Raw genomic sequence first — 19,379 nt, 5'->3', positions numbered from 1 at the left:
GACGCATCCCATGATCCTCCCCGACGGCTATTCCGACATTCCCGCCGGCAAGATCGCTGCCGTCGTCACGCATCTCGAGATGACCGCGCGTCCGCCGCTGCGTGGCGATCCCCTTGGCGCATGGACCCTGCGCAAGGTCGATACCCCCGCGCTTCATTGGTATCGCGATCTCCATCGCCGCGTCGGCGAGCAGTGGTTGTGGTTTTCGCGGGCGCGCATGAACGACGCCGAGCTCGCCGCAATCATCCATGCACCGGGCGTCGAGGTCTATGCGCTTGTCGTGGACGGCAACGATGAAGGCCTGCTGGAGCTGAACTTTCGCGAGGCCGGCCAATGCGAGCTCGTGTATTTCGGCGTCACCGCAAAACTGATCGGCACCGGTGCCGCCCGCTTTATGATGAACCGCGCGCTTGAGCTCGCGTGGTCACGCGACCTGTCCCGCGTTTGGGTGCACACCTGCACCTTCGACCATCCGTCCGCCGTTTCGTTCTACCAGCGGTCAGGATTTCGCCCGTTCCGCCGCCAGGTCGAGATCGCCGACGACCCGCGCCTCGATGGAACGGTGCCGCGGACGGCGGCGAGGTATGTGCCGATCATCGAATAGTGCGCAGCTGTCTCCCCACCGTCGTTGCGAGGAGCCCTTGCGACGTAGCAATCCAGCCTCAGAAGCGTAGCGGATGGAGCGCAGCGCAATCCGGGGCGGTATCCCCGCATTCGGCTGCGCTCCATGGGGGCTACATGATCAAAACACCTCCTGCTTCACCCGTGCCAGCGAAAACCCCCGCTGCATCGCGTTGAAGCACGTCAGCCCCGTCGGCTCCGACCGACACGTGAACCCAGCGCGCTGCCACACCTCGCCATAGGCGAGCACGGGCAGTGACGGGTCCATGATGGTGTCTCCGGCGCAGATGCGGCCTGCGGCTCCTTTCGCGCTCATCTCGAAGGCGTTGCCCCATTCCAGCTCGCAATCCGCCGGACGGCGCGGCCGCGTCTCCAGGTTCATGATGTCGCAGCGGAGTACGCCTTGGTCATTCCTTTGACCGTTGTCGGTGAAGAACTGGCAGGCGATGTTTTTCGACGGCGTCTGGAAGCCGGTCGGACGGTCCTGCGCGCGGACGAGGCTCGCGGCCAGCAGGGAGAGTCCAAGTGCGACCGTTGCAAGTCGTTGCATCATGCATGCTCCTGCGCCCAGCTCTGTCATGCCCGGACTTGATCCGGGCATCCATCGCTTTCTAATCTGAGGAGAGATGGATTGCCGGGTCAAGTCCGGCAATGACGAAAGGCACAAAACCATGTTCCTGATCGGCCAATATGATTCTCCCTTCGTTCGCCGCGTCGCGATTGCGTTGCGGCTTTACGGGCTCGCCTTCGAGCACAAGCCGTGGTCGACCTTCGGCGACGCCGACAAGATCGCGCCCTATAATCCGCTGCGCCGCGTGCCGACGCTGGTGCTCGACGACGGCGAGGCGCTGATCGAGAGCACGGTCATCCTCGATTATCTCGACGAATTGGTAGGGCCGGAGAAGGCGATGCTGCCGCGCTCCGGCGCCGAGCGCCGGCATCATTTGCGCATCTGCGCGCTCGCCTCCGGTCTCGGCGACAAGGCGGTCAGCCTGCTCTACGAGCGCGTGTTGCGGAAGGAGCAGCTTGCGCTGTGGGTGCAGCGTTGCGAAGCGCAGATCGCGGACGTGCTGAAAGCGCTGGAGGCCGAGCGCGCCAAGGTGACCACGCCATACTGGCTGGGCGACCGCATCGGCCATGCCGACATCGCGGTGGCCTGCGTCGTGCGCTTCACCCGCGAGGCGCACCCGCTTCTGTTCGAGACCTCGCGCTATCCGGCGTTGTCGGCGCATGCCGACGCGTGCGAGGAGCTGGTGCCGTTCCAGGAGATCGTGCAGCCACTGTCACCGCCGAAGGGGTGAGGCTCTTTCAATCCCTCCCGCTTACGGGGAGAGGCGAAGGGAGAAGCGCCGCTATGCGAACCCGACCTTGATCAGGATTGTCAGGAACAGGCCGCCGACGACCGCGCAGACCGCGGCGCCGATCAGCGGCCCCAGCGCGCCTGCGCGGCTTGCAGGCTCCAGCACGGCTTGACCGGGCTGGTCCGGATCGTAATAGACCTGGACGCTCTTCCCGGGCCTGTATTTCGCAGCGGCCTCTTCGGCGACCTCGCGCAACCCGGAGATCATGGTGCCGTTCCAATCGACTTCGGTGCCGATGAAGTCGCGCTTGCCGACCCTGTAGGCGTAGCGCAGGTCGACCTGATAGCGGTGGACGAGCTTCGAAGTCGTTGGTCGATTGTCGTGCTCGGTCTTCTCCTCGACGATTTCTTCGATCACGTCACAATGGGTGACCCTGCCGGCAGCGGTCGGCCAGCGCAGGCTGGCGCTCGCCAGCCGGCGCGTCCGGACATAATCGGCGGCGAGGAACACCCCGCCTACGAGCACGATGATCGGCACCGCGAACGCGAACAGCGGAACGCCGTTGTCGGCGTAGAGCACGTGGCCTGCGAACGAATGCGCGGTCAGCGTGGCGGCGATGATGCCGAACACCATTGTGAACGCCACCAGTGCCGCGACGTTCTGCGCGGCGGCGGGCTCCAGCAGCGCCTCGGTCGGTTGCTTCGGATCGACGTGGACGTCGACATGGGCGCCGACCGGATAACGTCCGGTCAGTTTTGCGGCCAGGACCCTCGTCGTGATGACGGTGCCGCCGACAAAGACCTTGTCGCCTTCCAGCTCCTGGCCGCCGGCCTGATAGCGGTAGCGGATGATGGGCTTGGCGTCGTTCCGATCGTCCGAGGTGTGCGCCGTTGGCTGGTCGACCCGGGAGACCGTGATGATGCCCTCCACCTTGTCCCAGCTCCGCGCCGCGACCATCCGGCCTCGCATGCGGATCAGGTTGAACAGCGTCAATCCAAACAGCAGCACCGCGATGCCGGCGGCAATCTGGGTCCACATCAATTGTTGGGCGTTCAGCATCCGATTCCCCTGCGCTTCGGCGGCGACCGCCATTGGTCGCGGCGAACGCGCGTTGCGTTCACGTCAGGGGTGCGGCGCCGATCCTATCTCCTCGTGCAGGGCTTGATCTCGCCCGAAGCAGAGTGCATCACGATCGGATTTGGCGACAGTCTGATGCCGAAAAACAATTGAGAGCCGGAGACCTTGTCGTTCGCCCCCTCATGGACGTCAAGATCGAGCTTCGTCGCGATCTCGGATGTCAGTTTGGCCCGCTCCTCCATCGAAATAGTGTTGTGATATTTGATCTCGTAGACGACGTCGGCCTCCAGCACGGACCGCGTCTGGCACACGACGCCGCCGCTCGAAACGTTCTGGGTGACCGCGTCTTCACACTCGGCTTTCAGCAAGGCGTTGCGGGCCGAGATCAGCGACTCGTCGGATATCAGCAGAATGTTGGCGTTCTCGAGCTTGAGGTTGACGGTCTCGACCTGCTGCATTCCGGCGACGGCCGACAGCTTGTCCCTGACCTGGGCCGACACGTCGAGCTTTTTCTCGAGCGACTGCTTCAGGTCGCGGTCGACGGTCCGCGATTTTTGAATCTTGCCGGTGAGCAGCGTCGGATCGACCTCGCAAGTCGGATGCAGCTCCACCCGGCCATTGCTCAGATACTCGATCGTGTTGATCGTGCCGGGGCCGCCGAACGTGCTTGGCGGCACCACCTCGAAATATCCGGTCTCGGAGAGGATGGCCGTGATGGTCTGCTTCTTGCGCGGGAATCCCGCGTAGACCGAGACCATCACGAGGGCTATCGCGACAAAAACTCCGCTACCAAGCCAAAGCCATTTGCGGCTTGTTACTTTCCCGGGCAGCACAACTGATTTTTCTCGCCGCATGGCACATAGCCTTTCGGACAGTCCGCCGCGGCAATCGTGGGTAGCACGACGAGAGCGATCGCGGCGACGAACGGTGCAATGAACTGCTTCATATGTTCGATCCCAAGCAAATCGTCGGTTAAAGGTAGTAGGCCGAGACAGTAGCGAACCAAGGTTGAGCGGACAAGTGAACGAGTTCACAAGCGGCCGATTCTTGCGAGGGCGCATCCGCAGCTGTTCGATGTGCTGCGTCGTTCCGGTACAGGCTGAGCATTTGCTTCACCGATATTGTTCTGGGAAAGCCAGGACCCATCACCCCAGTTGGTCATTTGGCGAAGATTCGTCGTTCGGTAGTGCCCGCGATCGTCACCGTGGGTCACTCGGCATGAGTCCTGGCTTCCGCCATGACGACACCGAACGTTCGACACCGAACGTGTGGCGCGCGCTCATGATCGCGGCGGACGAGGCAGCGAGTATCAAATGGGCGCGGTCGGCGATCATGCATTCATACAGGTGTTTTGCCCGACGCCGCAAGCCATTTCGGGAAGGACGAAATTTGTCGAGCTTTTTCAACCCCATGCCTACTGTGCATGGGGTTGATTTCTCGTTTTTTGTTTGGAGGGCGCCTAGCCCGCGCCCGCGCGCTTCTTCTGCCAGACCAGGTGCACCGCGCAGGTGCAGCCCGGCGGATGCGAGGCAAGCTCCTTCGACGTTTCGTCGTTGGCCGGTGTTGCCGCGAATGCCGCCTTGTCGGCCGTACCCTCTCGCGCCGGGATGTAGTTCAGGATCGGCGCGAGCCAGCGCTCGGTCTCGGCGACGCTCATGCCCTTGCGCGCAGCATAATCCTCGACCTGATCGCGCTCGATCTTGCCGACGCCGAAATAGTAGCTCTCGGGATTGGCGAGATAGAGCCCCGACACGGAGGAGCCCGGCCACATCGCAAAGCTCTCGGTCAGCTTCACGCCGGCGGTGTTTTCGGCGTCGAGCAGCTCGAACAGCGTGGCCTTCTCGGTGTGATCGGGCTGCGCGGGATAGCCGGGAGCGGGACGGATGCCCTGGTACTTTTCGAGGATCAACTCGTCGGTCGAGAGCGTCTCGTCCGGCGCATAGGCCCAGAACTCGCGGCGGACGCGGGCATGCATGCGCTCCGCGAAGGCTTCGGCGAGGCGATCGGCCAGCGCCTTGCACAGGATCGACGAGTAGTCGTCATTGGCCATCTTGAAGCGGTCGGCGACCACATCCTCGCCGATGCCGGCGGTGACGACGAAGCCGCCGACATAATCGGGCACGCCGGTGCCGGCGGGCGCGACGAAGTCGGACAGCGCCGCGTTGAAACGGCCCTCGCGCTTCTCGAGCTGCTGGCGCAGCGTGTGCAGCGTCGCGATCGTCCTGGTCCGGCTCTCGTCGGCGTAGAGCACGATGTCGTCGCCCTGCGCATTGGCCGGCCAGAAGCCGACGGTGGCGCGCGCGCGGAACCATTTCTCCTTGACGATCAGGTCGAGCATCTTGCGCGCATCGTCGTAGAGCGCGCGCGCGACCTCGCCGACCTTGGCATCGTTGAGGATGGCGGGGAAGCGCCCGGCGAGCTCCCAGGTCTGGAAGAACGGCGTCCAGTCGATATAGGGCACCAGCTCGGCGAGATCGTAGTCGTCAAAGCTCCTGGTGCCGAGGAAGGTCGGCTTCACCGGCTTGTTCGCGGCAAAGTCGACTGGCACGCGGTTGGCGCGGGCGGTCGCCAGCTTCAGCCGCTTCTTGTCGGCCTGGGCGCGCATATGCGCATCCGAGATTTTTGCGTATTCAGCGCGGACTTCGGCGGCATAGGCCTCGCGCCTCTCGGGCGACAGCAGAGCAGACGCAACACCAACCGCGCGGCTGGCGTCGTTGACATGCACCACGGGGCCGGCGCGATAGCTCGGGTCGATCTTCACTGCCGTATGCACGCGGCTCGTGGTGGCGCCGCCGATCAAGAGCGGCAGCTTGAGGCCTTCGCGCTGCAATTCTGCGGCGAAGAACGCCATCTCGTCGAGCGAGGGCGTGATCAGGCCGGACAGCCCGACGATGTCGGCCTTCTCCGCCTTCACCGTCTCGACGATCTTGGCCGCCGGCACCATCACGCCGAGGTCGATCACCTCGTAATTGTTGCACTGGAGCACGATGCCGACGATGTTCTTGCCGATGTCGTGGACGTCGCCCTTGACGGTCGCGAGCACGATCTTGCCGGCGGACGAGGAGCCTTCCGTACCGATGCCGTTGGCGAGATTGCGCGCCTTCTCCTCTTCCATGAACGGCATCAGCCAGGCGACAGCCTGCTTCATCACGCGGGCCGACTTCACCACCTGCGGCAGGAACATCTTGCCGTCGCCGAAGAGATCGCCGACCACGTTCATGCCCGCCATCAGCGGACCCTCGATCACGTCGAGCGGGCGCTTCGAGGCCTTGCGGGCCTCCTCGGTATCCTGCTCGATGAACTCGGTGATCCCGTGGACCAGCGAATGCGACAGCCGCTTCGCCACCGGCCATTCGCGCCAGGCGAGATCGGCTTCCTTGGTCTGGGTCTTGTTGCCGCGGAATCTTTCCGCGAGCGCCAGCAGACGCTCGGACGCACCGGGGTCGCGGTTGAGTATGACGTCCTCGCACACCTGGCGCAATTCGGGATCGATGTCGTCATAGACGATCATCTGCCCGGCATTGACGATGCCCATGTCCATGCCGGCCTTGATGGCGTGATACAAGAACACCGAATGCATGGCCTCGCGCACCGGCTCGTTGCCGCGGAACGAGAACGACAAATTGGACACGCCGCCCGAGATGTGCGCGCCCGGCAGATTCTTGCGAATCCAGCGCGTCGCCTCGATGAAGTCGACGCCGTAATTGTTGTGTTCCTCGATACCGGTTGCGATCGCGAAAATATTCGGATCGAAGATGATGTCTTCCGGCGGGAAGCCGACGCGGTTCACGAGGATGTCGTAGGCGCGCTTGCAGATCTCGGTCTTGCGGGCGAACGTATCGGCCTGGCCGACCTCGTCGAACGCCATCACCACGACGGCCGCGCCGTGGCGGCGGGCGATCTTGGCCTCGTGAATGAACTTGTCCTCGCCTTCCTTCATCGAGATCGAGTTGACGACCGGCTTGCCCTGCACGCATTTCAGGCCGGCCTCGATCACCGAGAATTTCGAGCTGTCGACCATCACGGGGACGCGGGCGATGTCGGGCTCGGCGGCGACGAGGTTGAGGAAGGTCACCATCGCGGCTTCCGAGTCCAGAAGGCCCTCGTCCATGTTGACGTCGATGATCTGCGCGCCGTTCTCGACCTGGTCGCGCGCCACCTGCAGCGCGGCGGTGTAGTCGCCGGCGGTGACCAGCTTGCGGAAGCGGGCGGAGCCGGTGACGTTGGTGCGCTCGCCGACGTTCACGAAAGGAATCGCGTCGGTCAGGATGAACGGCTCGAGGCCGGAGAGCCGCAAGCGAGGTTCGATCTCCGGCACGATGCGCGGCTTGTGCGGCGCGACCGCAGCCGCAATCGCAGCGATATGGTCCGGCGTGGTGCCGCAGCAGCCGCCGACGATATTGACGAGGCCGTCACGCGCGAACTCGCCGACCAGGCGCGCCATGTATTCCGGGGTCTCGTCATACTGGCCGAACTCGTTGGGCAGGCCGGCATTGGGATAGGCACAAACGAGCGTGTCGGCGACGCGGCCGATATCGGCGATATGCGCGCGCAGATCTTCCGCGCCGAGCGCGCAGTTGAAGCCGATGGTGATGGGCTTGGCGTGTTGCACCGAATGCCAGAACGCTTCCGGCAACTGGCCCGACAGCAGGCGGCCGGACTTGTCGGTGATGGTGCCCGATACCATCACCGGCATGTCGATGCCGCGTTCTTCCGTGATCTCGGCGATCGCGTACAGCGCCGCCTTTGCGTTGAGCGTGTCGAAGATGGTCTCGACCAGCAGCAGATCGACGCCGCCGTCGAGCATGCCGTTGATCTGCTCGCCATAGGATTTGCGCAAATCGTCGAACGTGACGGCGCGGTAGCCGGGATTGGACACGTCGGGCGAGATCGAGGCGGTGCGGTTGGTCGGTCCGATGGCGCCGGCGACGAAGCGCGGCTTGCCGTCCTCGGCCTCGACGCGGCGTGCGGCGTTGCCGGCGAGGCGGGCGCCTTCGCGCGCCATCTCGTAGACGATGTCGGCGAGATCGTAATCGGCCTGCGCGATCGAGGTCGTGGAGAAGGTGTTGGTGGCGACGATGTCGGCACCGGCACGCAAATAGGCGGCGTGGATGTCCTCGATCGCCTGCGGCTGGGTCAGGATCAAGAGATCGTTGTTGCCGCGCAAATCGCGATGGAAGGTCTTGAAGCGCTCGCCGCGGAAGGCGGCCTCGTCGAACTGGAGGTTCTGGATCATCGTGCCCATGGCGCCATCGAGCACGAGAATGCGCTCGCGCGCGGCGTTGAGCAGGGCGGTTCGCTTGGGAGAGGTGGATACGGTCATGCTGTCTTAAGCCGCCTTCTGCGCGCTCTTGGCGCGGATGCCGAGCAAATGGCTGATCGCGAACACGAGATCGGCGCGGTTCATGGTGTAGAAATGGAAGGTATCGACGCCGTGCTTCGCCAGCTTCTGCACCTGGCCGGCGGCGACGGTGGCCGCCACCAGCTTGCGGGTCTCGGCGTCTTCATCGAGGCCCTCGAACTTCGCGGCGATCCAGTCCGGCACGGAGGTGCCGTTGCGGGTGACGAAATTGCGAGCCTGCTTGAAATTATGCATGGGCATGATGCCCGGCACGATCGGGATGTTGATCCCGCGCGCCTGCACGCGGTCGAGATAGCGGAAATAGAGGTCGTTATCGAAGAACACCTGCGTGATCGCGCGGGTCGCACCCGCATCGACCTTGGCCTGCAGCGTGTCGATGTCATCGTCGAAGTCGCGCGCCTCCGGGTGCTTCTCAGGGTACGCCGAGACCGATACCTCGATATCGCCGTGCCGCTTCTTGATGCCGGCGACGAGGTCGGCGGAGCTCTGGTAGCCGTCGGGATGGCTGGAATAGGCCGTGCCGATGCCGCCCGCGGGATCGCCGCGCAAGGCCACGATGTGGCGGACGCCGACCTCGTGATAGCGATCGACGATCTCGTCGATCTCCCCGCGCGAGGCGCCGACGCAGGTCAGATGCGCGGCCGGCAGCAGCGCGGTTTCTTTCAGGATGCGCGAGATGGTCGCGTGGGTGCGCTCACGGGTCGAGCCGCCGGCGCCATAGGTGACCGAGACGAATTTCGGGTCGAGCGGGGCCAGCCGGTTGATGGTGTCCCAGAGATTGCGCTCCATATCTTCCGTCTTGGGCGGAAAGAACTCGAAGGAAATCGCAGGCCGCTTCAGGTACCCGTCTTGCCCGTCGGGGTGGGCAGGCATCGTCGCGTCAGTCATGGGCACCACTCACTCCAACGGCGCGCCGGGTCGTGGGCGGGCCGCGGTCAGGTCTAGATTGGGAGAGGTCAAGATAAGCCAAAGCGGCCGCGCGCGACAGCCCATCGCAGATGGGAAGTGGCCCACTTTTGTTACTATCGTAGCAAATGAGATGTCGTTTGAAATCGAAGTGGGCTAAATGCATTCAGCTGTAATGATAAACAAATCAGGCATATAGCCAGATACCGTGGCCATTTGACGCAAAGTTCTGGGGTGGGCAATGTGAAGGAGTTGTTTTCAGATCGATTTTGTCCCAACTTCGCGGCGCGGTCCGGCGCGCGAGCCCGCGGCCTGCACGTCAGACCTGCGCGGTCTCCCCATTGCCGCTGCGCCGCTCTCCATTACGTTAACGCGCCATGATCCCGCTCTCAGTCCTCGACCTCTCCGTCGTCACAACAGGCACAAAGCCGGCCGCGGCACTGCGCAACAGCATCGACCTGGCGCGCCATGCCGACGGGCTCGGCTATGTCCGCTACTGGCTTGCCGAGCATCACAACCTCGCCTCCGTCGCGAGCCCGGCGCCCGACGTGATGATCGGGCAGATCGCGGCGGTGACGAAGCACATCCGCGTCGGTTCCGGTGGCGTGATGCTGCCCAATCACGCGCCGCTGGTCGTGGCCGAGCGCTTCAAGATGCTGGAGGCGTTATTTCCGGGCCGCATCGATCTCGGCCTCGGCCGCGCCCCCGGCACCGACGGTGCCACAGCCTATGCGCTGCGCAGTCGGCTCGATCGCCGCGAAGGCGACGATTTCCTCGAGCGGCTGCACGAATTGATCCTGTGGCAGACCCGGGAATTCCCCTCGGGCCATCCCTACCACAACGTCGTTGCGATGCCCGACGATACGCCGTTGCCGCCGATCTGGCTGCTCGGCTCCAGCGATTATTCGTCCGAGCTCGCCGCGCAGGTCGGCATGGGCTTCGCATTCGCCCATCATTTTGCATCCCACGATGCGATCGACGCGATGGTGCATTATCGCAATCGTTTTCAGCCCTCGGCCTGGAGTGCGAGCCCGCGCGCGATCCTCGCGGTCGCCGTCATCACGGCCGACACGGATGACGAAGCCGAAAAGCTCGCCGCGTCTTTCGACCTCAACCGCCTGCGCCGTGACCGCGGCCAGTATCTTCCGTTGCCGAGCGTCGAGGAGGCGCTGGCCTATCCCTATACCGACTCGGAGCGCACCTCGATCCGGCGCAACCGCTCGCGGCTGTTCGTCGGTAACCCGGCGACGGTGCAGAAGACGCTTCAGCCACTGATCGATGCAAGCAAGCCGGACGAGTTGATGGTGATCACCGCCGTCTATGATCACGAGGCGCGAAAGAAATCGCATTCGCTGCTGGCGGAGGCGTTCGGGCTTAAGGCGGTCGGATAAGGCTCTCGTGCTCCGGCTCGCGCTTCGCGCGTCCGGGACACGAGACTATTCCATCGTCGCGCGGAACGGGTGGCCTGGATACACGCCGACGATGCGGAATTCGCGCGAGAAGAATTTCAGCTCCTCGATCGCGAAAGCGAGGCCCTTGTCATCAGGGTGGCCGTCGACGTCGGCGTAAAACTGGGTGGCGAAGAAATCGCCGTCGACCATGTAGCTCTCGAGCTTGGTCATGTTGACGCCGTTGGTGGCAAAGCCACCGAGCGCCTTGTAGAGCGCGGCCGGCAAATTGCGCACCCGGAACACAAAAGTCGTGACCAGCGGACCGGAGCCCTGTGCGGCCCATTTCGGTTCGCGCGCGAGCACCACGAAGCGCGTGGTGTTGTGGGCCTCGTCCTCGATGTCCTCAGCCAAAATGTCGAGGCCGTAAATCTTTGCGGCCAGGCGCGAGGCGATCGCGGCGACGGTCTTGTCGTTGCGCTCGGAAATGTCGCGGGCGCTGCCGGCGGTATCGGCGTGCACGATTGGCTTGATGCCAAGCTTGCGAATGATGCGCCGGCATTGGCCGAGCGCGTGCACGTGGCTCTCGACGCTCTTGATGTCCTCGAGCCTGGTCCCCTTCACCGCCATCAGCTGATGCCGGACCGGCAGAAACCATTCGCCGATGATGAAGAGGCCGGAGGCCGGCAGCAAATGATGGATGTCGGCGACGCGGCCTGCGACCGAATTCTCGATCGGGATCATGCCGAGATCGGCTTCGCCCGACGAGATCGCCGACAAGGCGTCCTCGAAGGTGGCGCAGGGCATCGGCTCGGCGTCGGGATAGGCCTCGACGATGGCGATGTGGGAATTGGCCCCAGGCTCGCCCTGGAATGCGATTTTCAGCTTGCTCATGCTCGGCCTTGTAACAGCGGCTCAGGATTTGGAAAGGATGCTGCGGGCGGTTTCCAGGTCCGCCGGGGTGTCGACCCCGCGGGGCACGGTATCGACGATGGTGAAGTCGATGCGCATTCCGGCCTCGAGCGCCCGGAGCTGCTCGAGCTTCTCCTGCAATTCCAGCGGCGAAGGCGGAAGCCGGACGTAGCGCTCCAGCGCGGCGCGGCGATAGGCGTAGAGGCCGATATGGTGGTAACGCGGCCCGTCGCCGGTCGGCGCGGTTGCGCGGGTGAAATAAAGTGCACGCATGCGTCTGCCGCCGAGCGAGGTCCCGATCGCCTTCACGACGCTGGGCGCGAGGTCCTCCTCCTCGGTGTGGATCTGCGAAGCCAGCGTTGCGATGTCCACGACGGGGTCTTGCAGCGGCGGCAGCACCTCGCGGATGTTGTCGATCGTGATGGTCGGGAAATCGCCCTGGAGATTGACCACGATCTCGGCTTTGCCGTCCGGATCGAGCTTCTGCATGGCCTCGTGGATGCGGTCGGAGCCGGAGGGGTGCTCCGGGCGGGTCATTACGGCCTCGCCGCCATGGGCGGTCACGACGGACGCGATCTCCGCGGTGTCGGTTGCGACCGCGACCCGGCCTATCCCGGCGGCCTCGGCGCGGCGCATCACGTGCACGATCATCGGCTGCCCCGCGATATCGGCGAGCGGCTTGCCGGGCAGGCGGGTGGCGGCCATGCGGGCTGGAATCAGCACCAGGATGCGGGGATCGATCATGGTTCAAGGGCCTGGAAACGGGGCGTTTTCCGCGCCGAGAAATGGGGTGGGGACGGGCGTGAAGCCCGCTCGCTTATACGGGTTGCCAGACCCCGGGCAAACCGATATCTCAATGGCAAAACTCGGGGAAACAATAAAGGAACGTTGATTCTCCGAGGCTCGTCCTGGCGGCCGCATTGGGCCGCTCGATCCTTCTTGCGGTGTGGGGCCTGGCCGGAAATGGACTCTTTCGAACTGAACAAGATTCTCGGTGCCGTGCTCGGCACCTGTCTCCTTCTGCTGGTGACGAGCTTCACCGCGAGTGCGCTGTTCTCGCCCAAGATGCCGGAAAAGCCGGGCTTCGAGATCGCGGTGAAGGAAGACGCCGGTCACGGCAAGGAAGGCGGCGCTGCCCCCGCAGCCGCCGAACCGATCGAAAAGCTGCTCCAGACCGCCTCGGTCGAGAAGGGCGCCTCCGCCGCCAAGAAGTGCGGCGCCTGCCACACCTTCGAGAAGGGCGGCCCGAACCGTGTCGGTCCGAACCTCTACGGCGTCGTCGGCGACCATGTTGGCGAGGGCCGCGGCGGCTTCAACTTCTCGGCTGCGATGAAGGCCAAGGGCGGCACCTGGGACTTCGATGCGCTCAACAAGTTCATCGCCAATCCCAAGGCGGCTGTCCCGGGCACCGCGATGGGCTTTGCCGGCATCCCGAAGGATAGCGAGCGCGCCGACGTGATCGCTTACCTGAACAGTCTCTCCGACAGCCCGAAGCCGCTGCCGACCGCGGCGAAGTAAGGCCTGTCGATTTCGATCTTGGTACGCGGCCGGGCTCAAAGCCCGGCCGTTTGCTTATCCGGGCCTCGCGGCGTTGTTATCGGGGCGTTTGGCCGCAGCGATCGGCCAGCCGGGCTTCCAAGATGAGGAAAAAGCAACATATTCCGTCGAAACCTCGCCTATATTGGGACCTTAAAGGAGTAGCCTCCTTCAAGACAGGAATGTTGATTTGCCCCTTACCCGACGCGATCTCCTGCTCACTGGCACCGCTGCCGCAACGCTCTCCGCCCTTGGTTCCGTAGGGGGCCTTTCCGGCGTCGGCGTGGCACACGCGCAATCCGCCAGCGAGCCGACTTGGCGGCACGCGCTGTCGCTGTTCGGACAGGTCAAATACCCTGCGGACTTCAAGCGCTTCGACTACGTCAATCCGGAAGCGCCAAAAGGCGGCGTCGCGCGCCAGATCGCCGTCGGCACATTCGACAATTTCAATATCGTCGTCTCCGGTGTGAAGGGGCAAGTCGCCGGTGCCGTGGCATTCATCTACGAATCCCTCACGACGGCCTCGCTCGACGAAGTCTCGACCGAATACGGCGCGCTGGCCGAGGCCGTCAGCCATCCGGATGATTTCTCCTTCGTGACTTACCGCTTGCGGCCGCAAGCCAAATGGCACGACGGCAAGCCGGTTACCGCGGACGACGTGATCTTCTCGCTCGATTCCTTCAAGAAGCACCACCCGCAGTACTCGGCCTATTACAGCCATGTGGTGAAAGCCGAGAAGGTCGGCGAGCGTGAGGTAAAGTTCGTGTTCGACGCGCCGGGCAACCGCGAATTGCCGCAGATCGTTGGGCAGCTCACGGTCCTGCCGAAGCATTGGTGGGAGGGCACCGACGCGCAGGGCCGCAAGCGCGATGTCTCCGCCACCACGCTCGAAGTGCCGCTGGGTTCGGGCCCCTACCGGGTCAAGGAATTCGTTGCCGGGCGGTCGATCGCGCTGGAGCGCGTCAAGGATTATTGGGGGCGCGATCTCGCCGCCAATGTGGGCCGAAATAATTTCGACGAGCTGCGCTACGAGTTTTTCCGCGACGCCACCGTGGCGATCGAGGCTTTCAAGGCCGATCAGGTCGATTGGCGCACCGAGAACAGCGCAAAGAATTGGGCGACAGCCTACGACTTCCCGGCCGTCACCGAAAAGCGCGTGATCCTCGAGGAGTTCGCCAATCGCAGCTCGGGCGTCATGCAGGCCTTCGTGCCGAACCTGCGCCGCGCCAAGTTTAAGGATCCGCGCGTGCGACGCGCGCTCAATTACGCCTTCGACTTCGAGGAGATGAACAAGCAGATCTTCTACGGCCAGTACAAGCGCATCAGCAGTTATTTTGATGGCATTGATGAGCTGATGGCGACCGGGTTGCCGCAGGGCAAGGAGCTCGAGATCCTCGAGACAGTCCGCGCCGAGGTCCCGCCCGAAGTCTTCACCACGGCCTACACCAACCCGGTCGGCGGCAGTCCGGAAGCCGTTCGCGACAATCTGCGCGAGGCGCTGCGCCTGTTCAAGGAAGCCGGCTACGAGGTGCGCGAGCGCAAGCTGATCGACGTCAAGACCGGCGCCCAGTTCTCGCTGGAATTGCTGAACTCAGATCCAAGCTTCGAGCGGATCACGCTGTTCTACAAGCCGTCGCTGGAGCGGCTCGGCATTGCTGTCAGCGTGCGGACGGTGGATCCCACTCAGTACGAGAACAGGACGCGCGAGTGGGATTTCGACATCGTCACCAACTCCTGGGGCGAGTCGCAGTCGCCGGGTAACGAGCAGCGCGAATTCTGGTCCTCAAAGACGGCCGACATCGCCGGTTCACGCAATATTACCGGCATCAAGAATCCGGCGGTCGACAAGCTGATCGAGCGGGTAATCTACGCCAAGGGTCGCGACGATCTCGTCGCGGCAACCAAAGCACTCGACCGCGTGCTGCTGTGGAATCACTACGTCGTGCCGCAGTGGACTTATACGAAGGTCCGCACCGCGCGCTGGGATCGGTTTGGCAGGCCAGCGGAATTGCCCAAATATGGTCAGTCCGGCTTTCCGTTCATCTGGTGGTACGACGCGGACAAGGCGGCGCGGATCGCAAAGAAGTCGTGAAGGACATTCTCCGCATGGCGCAGCTTTCACGCCGGCATGTGCTGGCCTTGGGTGCCGGTGGCGCGTTCGGCGCCTCCTGGCTCCGGGGCGCGGCAGCGTCCGAGATGCCTGCCGAGGCCCACGGCATGTCGGCCTTCGGCGACCTCAAATATCCCGCCGACTTCCATCACTTCGACTACGTCAATGTCGACGCGCCCAAGGGCGGCACTTTCTCGCTGATCCCGTCGGTGCGCGCCTACAACCAGTCATATCAGACCTTCAACTCGCTCAATGCCTTCATCCTCAAAGGCGATGGCGCGCAGGGCATGGACATGACCTTTGCGCCGCTGATGCTGCGCGCCAATGACGAGCCGGACGGGATGTACGGGCTTGCCGCCAAATCTGTAAATATATCGACAGACAGACTGGTTTATCGCTTCACCATGCGGCCCGAGGCGAAATTCCACGATGGCACCAAGCTCACCGCTCACGACGCGGCGTTTTCGCTGACGTCGCTGAAGGCGAAGGGGCATCCGCTGATCATCGTGCAGATGCGCGACATGGTCAGCGCAGAAGCTGTTGACGATGCGACGCTTGTTGTAACCTTCGCCAAGGGACGCGCGCGTGACGTGCCGCTCTATGTGGCGAGTCTGCCGATCTTCTCGAAAGCCTACTATGCCTCCCGTCCGTTCGACGAAACGTCTCTGGAGATCCCGTTGGGTTCGGGGCCGTACAAGGTCGGCAAGTTCGAGGTCAACCGCTACATCGAGTACGAACGCGTCAAGGATTGGTGGGCTGCCGATCTGCCCCCCTGTCGCGGCAGCTACAATTTCGACGTCGTGCGCTACGAATTCTACCGCGACCGCGATGTCGCTTTTGAAGGTTTCACCGGCAAGAACTATCTCTACCGTGAGGAGTTCACCTCTCGGATCTGGGCGACCCGCTATGACTTCCCTGCGGTGAAGGACGGTCGCGTCAAGATGGAGGTCGTGCCCGACGACACGCCGTCCGGCGCGCAAGGATGGTTCATCAACACGCGGCGCGACAAGTTCAGGGATCCGCGCGTGCGAGAGGCACTGATCGACGCCTTCGACTTCGAGTGGACCAACAAGACCATCATGTACGGTGCTTATGCCCGCACGGTGTCGCCATTTCAGAACTCGGACCTCATGGCGAGCAATGGGCCTCCGCTGCCGGAAGAGCTGAAGCTGCTGGAGCCGTTTCGCGGCCAGATTCCCGACGAGGTGTTCGCCGCGCCGTTCACGCCGCCGGTCTCGGACGGCTCCGGGCAGGATCGCAGCCTGTTGCGCAAGGCGCAGCAACTGCTCAGCGACGCCGGTCTGCCAATCAAGGACGGCAAGCGGGTGCTGCCGAACGGCGAGATCTTCAGGATCGAATTCCTGTTGGACGAGGCTTCGTTCCAGCCGCACCATGGGCCCTACATCAAGAATCTCGCGACGCTCGGCATCGAAGCGAGCGTGCGCCTCGTCGATGCCGTGCAACACAAGGCGCGCCAGGAAGATTTCGACTTCGACATGACGATTCAGCGCTTCAGCATGTCGGCGACACCGGGCGATGCCATGCGCGCATTCTTTTCCTCGCAGGTCGCTGCAACCAAGGGCTCGTATAATCTCGCGGGCGTCGCCAGTCCGGCCATCGATGCCATGATCGAGAAGATCATGGCGGCCGACAGCCGCGAGGACTTGACCATCGCCTGCCGCGCCTTCGATCGCCTGTTTCGCGCCGGCCGCTATTGGGTGCCGCAATGGTATAACAAGACGCACCGGCTTGCTTATTGGGACCAATTCGGCCATCCGCAGAAGCCGCCGCGTTATGCCAACGGCGTCGGCGCTCCCGACATCTGGTGGTACGAGGGTGGCAAGGCCGCGAAGCTCGATCAGGCGAAACAGCCATGAGCGCCTATATCGCCCGCCGCATCCTGCTGATGATCCCGACCTTGCTCGGGATCCTCTTCGTCTCCTTCATCGTCGTGCAGTTCGCGCCGGGCGGGCCGGTCGAGCGCGTGATCGCGCAGCTCTCGGGCGCCGACACCGGCGGGACCTCGCGCATTTCGGGCGGCAGCGACTTTGCGCAGCGCGCCCCGGGGCAGCTGGGGGCCGGCGGCGACGCCATCAATTCGAAATATCGCGGCGCGCAAGGCCTCGATCCCGACTTCATCAAAAAGCTGGAAGTGCAGTTCGGCTTCGACAAGCCGGCCCCTGAGCGCTTCGCGCTGATGGTCTGGAATTTCGCCCGCTTCGATTTCGGCAAGAGCTATTTTCGCGACGTCAGCGTCCTGCAGCTCGTCAAGGAGAAGTTGCCGGTCTCGATCTCGCTCGGCATCTGGCTGACGTTGCTGACTTACCTGATCTCGATTCCGCTCGGCATCCGCAAGGCGGTCAGGGATGGGACGCGCTTCGACACCTGGACGTCGAGCGTGCTCGTGCTCGGCTATGCCATTCCTGGCTTCCTGTTCGCGATCCTCCTGATCATCCTGTTTGCCGGCGGGTCGTTCTTCAACTGGTTCCCGCTGCGTGGACTGACGTCGGACGGCTGGTCGCAGTTTCCGTGGTACTGGAAAATCATCGATTACTTCTGGCATTTGACGCTGCCGCTGATCGCCATGGGGCTCGGTGCGTTCACCACCATGACATTCCTGACCAAGAACTCGTTCCTCGACGAGATCCGCAAGCAGTATGTGATGACCGCGCGCGCGAAGGGCTGCAGCGAGAACCGGGTGCTTTACGGTCACGTCTTCCGCAACGCGATGCTGATCGTCATCGCCGGCTTTCCCAGCACCTTTATTCACGCCTTCTTCTCGGGCTCGCTTCTGATCGAGACCATCTTCTCGCTGGACGGACTGGGACTACTCAGTTTCGAAAGCGTTCTCAACCGCGACTACCCCGTGGTGTTCGGCACGCTCTTCATCTTCTCGCTCGTCGGCCTCGTGATCAACCTGATCTCTGACCTGACCTATATGTGGATTGATCCGCGGATCGATTTCGAGGCGCGGGAGGTCTGATGACACTGGCCGCCCCCACCACGCCGATCGAAACCACTGCGAAGTCGCCGCTCGGCAGTGCCGTGCCGATCACGCGCAAACCGTTCGTGCCATCGCCGCTCAACAGGCGCCGGTGGCAGAATTTCAAGGCGAACCGGCGCGGCTATTGGTCCTTCTGGATCTTCCTGATCCTGTTTGTGGTGTCGCTATTCGCCGAGCTGATCGCCAATGATCGGCCGTTCCTGATCAAATATGATGGCCACCTCTATTGGCCCTCCGTCGTCACCTATTCGGAAACCACTTTCGGCGGCGACTTCGAAACGGCGGCCGACTATCGCGATCCCTATTTGCAGAAGCTGATCAGGGAGAAGGGCGGCAGCATCGTCTGGCCGCTGATCCGCTATTCCTACGACACCCACAATCTCGATCTGCCGACGCCGGCGCCGTCGCGGCCGACCTGGATGTTGACGGAAGCGCAGTGCAAGCCCGTCGTCGAGAAGAAGGGCCTCGAGAGCTGCCGCGATCTCGAATACAACTGGCTTGGCACCGACGATCAGGGCCGCGACGTGGTGGCGCGGCTGATCTACGGCTTCCGCATTTCGGTGCTGTTCGGCCTCTGCCTGACCATCGTCTCCTCCGTCGTTGGCATCGCGGCCGGCGCGGTGCAGGGCTATTTCGGCGGCTGGATCGACCTGTTGTTCCAGCGTTTCATCGAGATATGGACCGCGATTCCTTCGCTCTATCTGCTGCTGATCCTGTCATCGGTGCTGGTGCCCGGTTTCTTCGTGCTGCTCGGCATCCTGCTGTTGTTTTCCTGGGTATCGCTGGTCGGGCTTGTGCGCGCGGAATTCCTGCGCGGACGCAATTTCGAGTACATCCAGGCGGCGCGGGCGCTCGGCGTGTCGAACAAGGTCATCATGTTCAGGCATCTGTTGCCGAACGCGATGGTCGCGACCATGACATTCCTGCCGTTCATCGTGTCGAGTTCGGTGATGACGCTGACGGCGCTCGACTTCCTGGGGTTCGGACTGCCGCCCGGCTCGCCGTCGCTTGGCGAGCTGCTGTCGCAGGGCAAGTCCAACGTGCAGGCGCCCTGGCTCGGTTTCTCCGGCTTCTTCTCGGTCGCGATCATGCTGTCGCTCTTGATCTTCATCGGCGAGGCCGTGCGCGATGCGTTCGATCCGCGCAAGACGTTCAGGTAAGC

General features: G+C 63.4%; 16 protein-coding genes. 8 read left to right on the top strand and 8 right to left on the bottom strand.

Annotated features, from left to right (window positions below; all coding sequences use genetic code 11):
- The first annotated feature begins 10 nt into the window (after positions 1–10).
- Positions 11–604 carry an N-acetyltransferase gene (locus IVB41_RS14270; RefSeq protein WP_247432016.1) on the top strand — a complete coding sequence of 198 codons (594 nt, stop codon included), beginning with the start codon at positions 11–13 and terminating at the stop codon, positions 602–604.
- Between the two features lie 138 nt (positions 605–742).
- Here IVB41_RS14270 and IVB41_RS14265 read toward each other — a convergent pair whose 3' ends face one another.
- The gene (locus IVB41_RS14265; RefSeq protein WP_247432013.1) at positions 743–1,174 is read right to left on the bottom strand and encodes a DUF6636 domain-containing protein; all 432 of its coding nucleotides are present in this window, start codon (positions 1,172–1,174) and stop codon (positions 743–745) included.
- 118 nt (positions 1,175–1,292) lie between these two features.
- On the opposite strand from IVB41_RS14265, the gene IVB41_RS14260 reads away from it, so the two are divergent.
- A complete protein-coding gene (locus IVB41_RS14260; protein WP_247432010.1) occupies positions 1,293–1,922 on the top strand; it encodes a glutathione S-transferase family protein in 630 nt (209 codons plus the stop codon).
- Positions 1,923–1,973: 51 nt separating this feature from the next.
- Here IVB41_RS14260 and IVB41_RS14255 read toward each other — a convergent pair whose 3' ends face one another.
- The 5 genes from IVB41_RS14255 to metF all read right to left on the bottom strand — a co-directional run bounded on the left by IVB41_RS14255 (position 1,974) and on the right by metF (position 9,249).
- Positions 1,974–2,981, bottom strand: coding sequence for a DUF3592 domain-containing protein (locus tag IVB41_RS14255; RefSeq protein WP_247432007.1), 1,008 nt, complete (start codon positions 2,979–2,981; stop codon positions 1,974–1,976).
- Between the two features lie 83 nt (positions 2,982–3,064).
- On the bottom strand, positions 3,065–3,757 hold the full coding sequence (locus tag IVB41_RS14250; protein ID WP_245287899.1) for a hypothetical protein: 693 nt from the start codon (positions 3,755–3,757) through the stop codon (positions 3,065–3,067).
- Between the two features lie 56 nt (positions 3,758–3,813).
- Entirely contained in the window at positions 3,814–3,945 is a 132-nt protein-coding gene (locus tag IVB41_RS35610) for a hypothetical protein (RefSeq protein WP_256379063.1), read from the bottom strand.
- 513 nt (positions 3,946–4,458) lie between these two features.
- Positions 4,459–8,322: a methionine synthase gene (gene metH / locus IVB41_RS14245; protein ID WP_247432004.1), complete on the bottom strand. Its 3,864-nt coding sequence runs from the start codon at positions 8,320–8,322 to the stop codon at positions 4,459–4,461.
- 6 nt (positions 8,323–8,328) lie between these two features.
- Positions 8,329–9,249 carry a methylenetetrahydrofolate reductase [NAD(P)H] gene (gene metF, locus IVB41_RS14240; RefSeq protein ID WP_247432001.1) on the bottom strand — a complete coding sequence of 307 codons (921 nt, stop codon included), beginning with the start codon at positions 9,247–9,249 and terminating at the stop codon, positions 8,329–8,331.
- Between the two features lie 395 nt (positions 9,250–9,644).
- Here metF and IVB41_RS14235 point away from each other — a divergent pair, with 395 nt between their 5' ends.
- Entirely contained in the window at positions 9,645–10,658 is a 1,014-nt protein-coding gene (locus IVB41_RS14235; protein WP_247431998.1) for an LLM class flavin-dependent oxidoreductase, read from the top strand.
- Between the two features lie 45 nt (positions 10,659–10,703).
- On the opposite strand, the gene IVB41_RS14230 is transcribed toward IVB41_RS14235, so the two are convergent.
- Entirely contained in the window at positions 10,704–11,549 is an 846-nt protein-coding gene (locus tag IVB41_RS14230) for a prephenate dehydratase (RefSeq protein ID WP_247431995.1), read from the bottom strand.
- Between the two features lie 21 nt (positions 11,550–11,570).
- Complete coding sequence (locus tag IVB41_RS14225) at positions 11,571–12,311, bottom strand: 3-deoxy-manno-octulosonate cytidylyltransferase (RefSeq protein WP_247406244.1); 741 nt, start codon at positions 12,309–12,311, stop codon at positions 11,571–11,573.
- Positions 12,312–12,530: 219 nt separating this feature from the next.
- On the opposite strand from IVB41_RS14225, the gene IVB41_RS14220 reads away from it, so the two are divergent.
- From IVB41_RS14220 to IVB41_RS14200, 5 genes are all read left to right on the top strand, one after another.
- On the top strand, positions 12,531–13,085 hold the full coding sequence (locus tag IVB41_RS14220) for a cytochrome c family protein (protein WP_027570186.1): 555 nt from the start codon (positions 12,531–12,533) through the stop codon (positions 13,083–13,085).
- A 208-nt stretch (positions 13,086–13,293) separates the two neighbouring features.
- A complete protein-coding gene (locus IVB41_RS14215) occupies positions 13,294–15,195 on the top strand; it encodes an extracellular solute-binding protein (protein ID WP_247431992.1) in 1,902 nt (633 codons plus the stop codon).
- Between the two features lie 14 nt (positions 15,196–15,209).
- Positions 15,210–17,090: an extracellular solute-binding protein gene (locus tag IVB41_RS14210; RefSeq protein ID WP_247431989.1), complete on the top strand. Its 1,881-nt coding sequence runs from the start codon at positions 15,210–15,212 to the stop codon at positions 17,088–17,090.
- Positions 17,087–18,196: a microcin C ABC transporter permease YejB gene (locus IVB41_RS14205; protein ID WP_007605353.1), complete on the top strand. Its 1,110-nt coding sequence runs from the start codon at positions 17,087–17,089 to the stop codon at positions 18,194–18,196. The genes IVB41_RS14210 and IVB41_RS14205 overlap by 4 nt, the downstream gene beginning before the upstream one ends.
- The gene (locus IVB41_RS14200) at positions 18,196–19,377 is read left to right on the top strand and encodes an ABC transporter permease (RefSeq protein WP_247431987.1); all 1,182 of its coding nucleotides are present in this window, start codon (positions 18,196–18,198) and stop codon (positions 19,375–19,377) included. The genes IVB41_RS14205 and IVB41_RS14200 overlap by 1 nt, the downstream gene beginning before the upstream one ends.
- Positions 19,378–19,379 lie beyond the last annotated feature (2 nt).

This window comes from Bradyrhizobium sp. 44, assembly GCF_023073095.1.
Lineage (GTDB): Bacteria > Pseudomonadota > Alphaproteobacteria > Rhizobiales > Xanthobacteraceae > Bradyrhizobium.
This window is presented reverse-complemented; position numbering and strand designations above follow the sequence as displayed.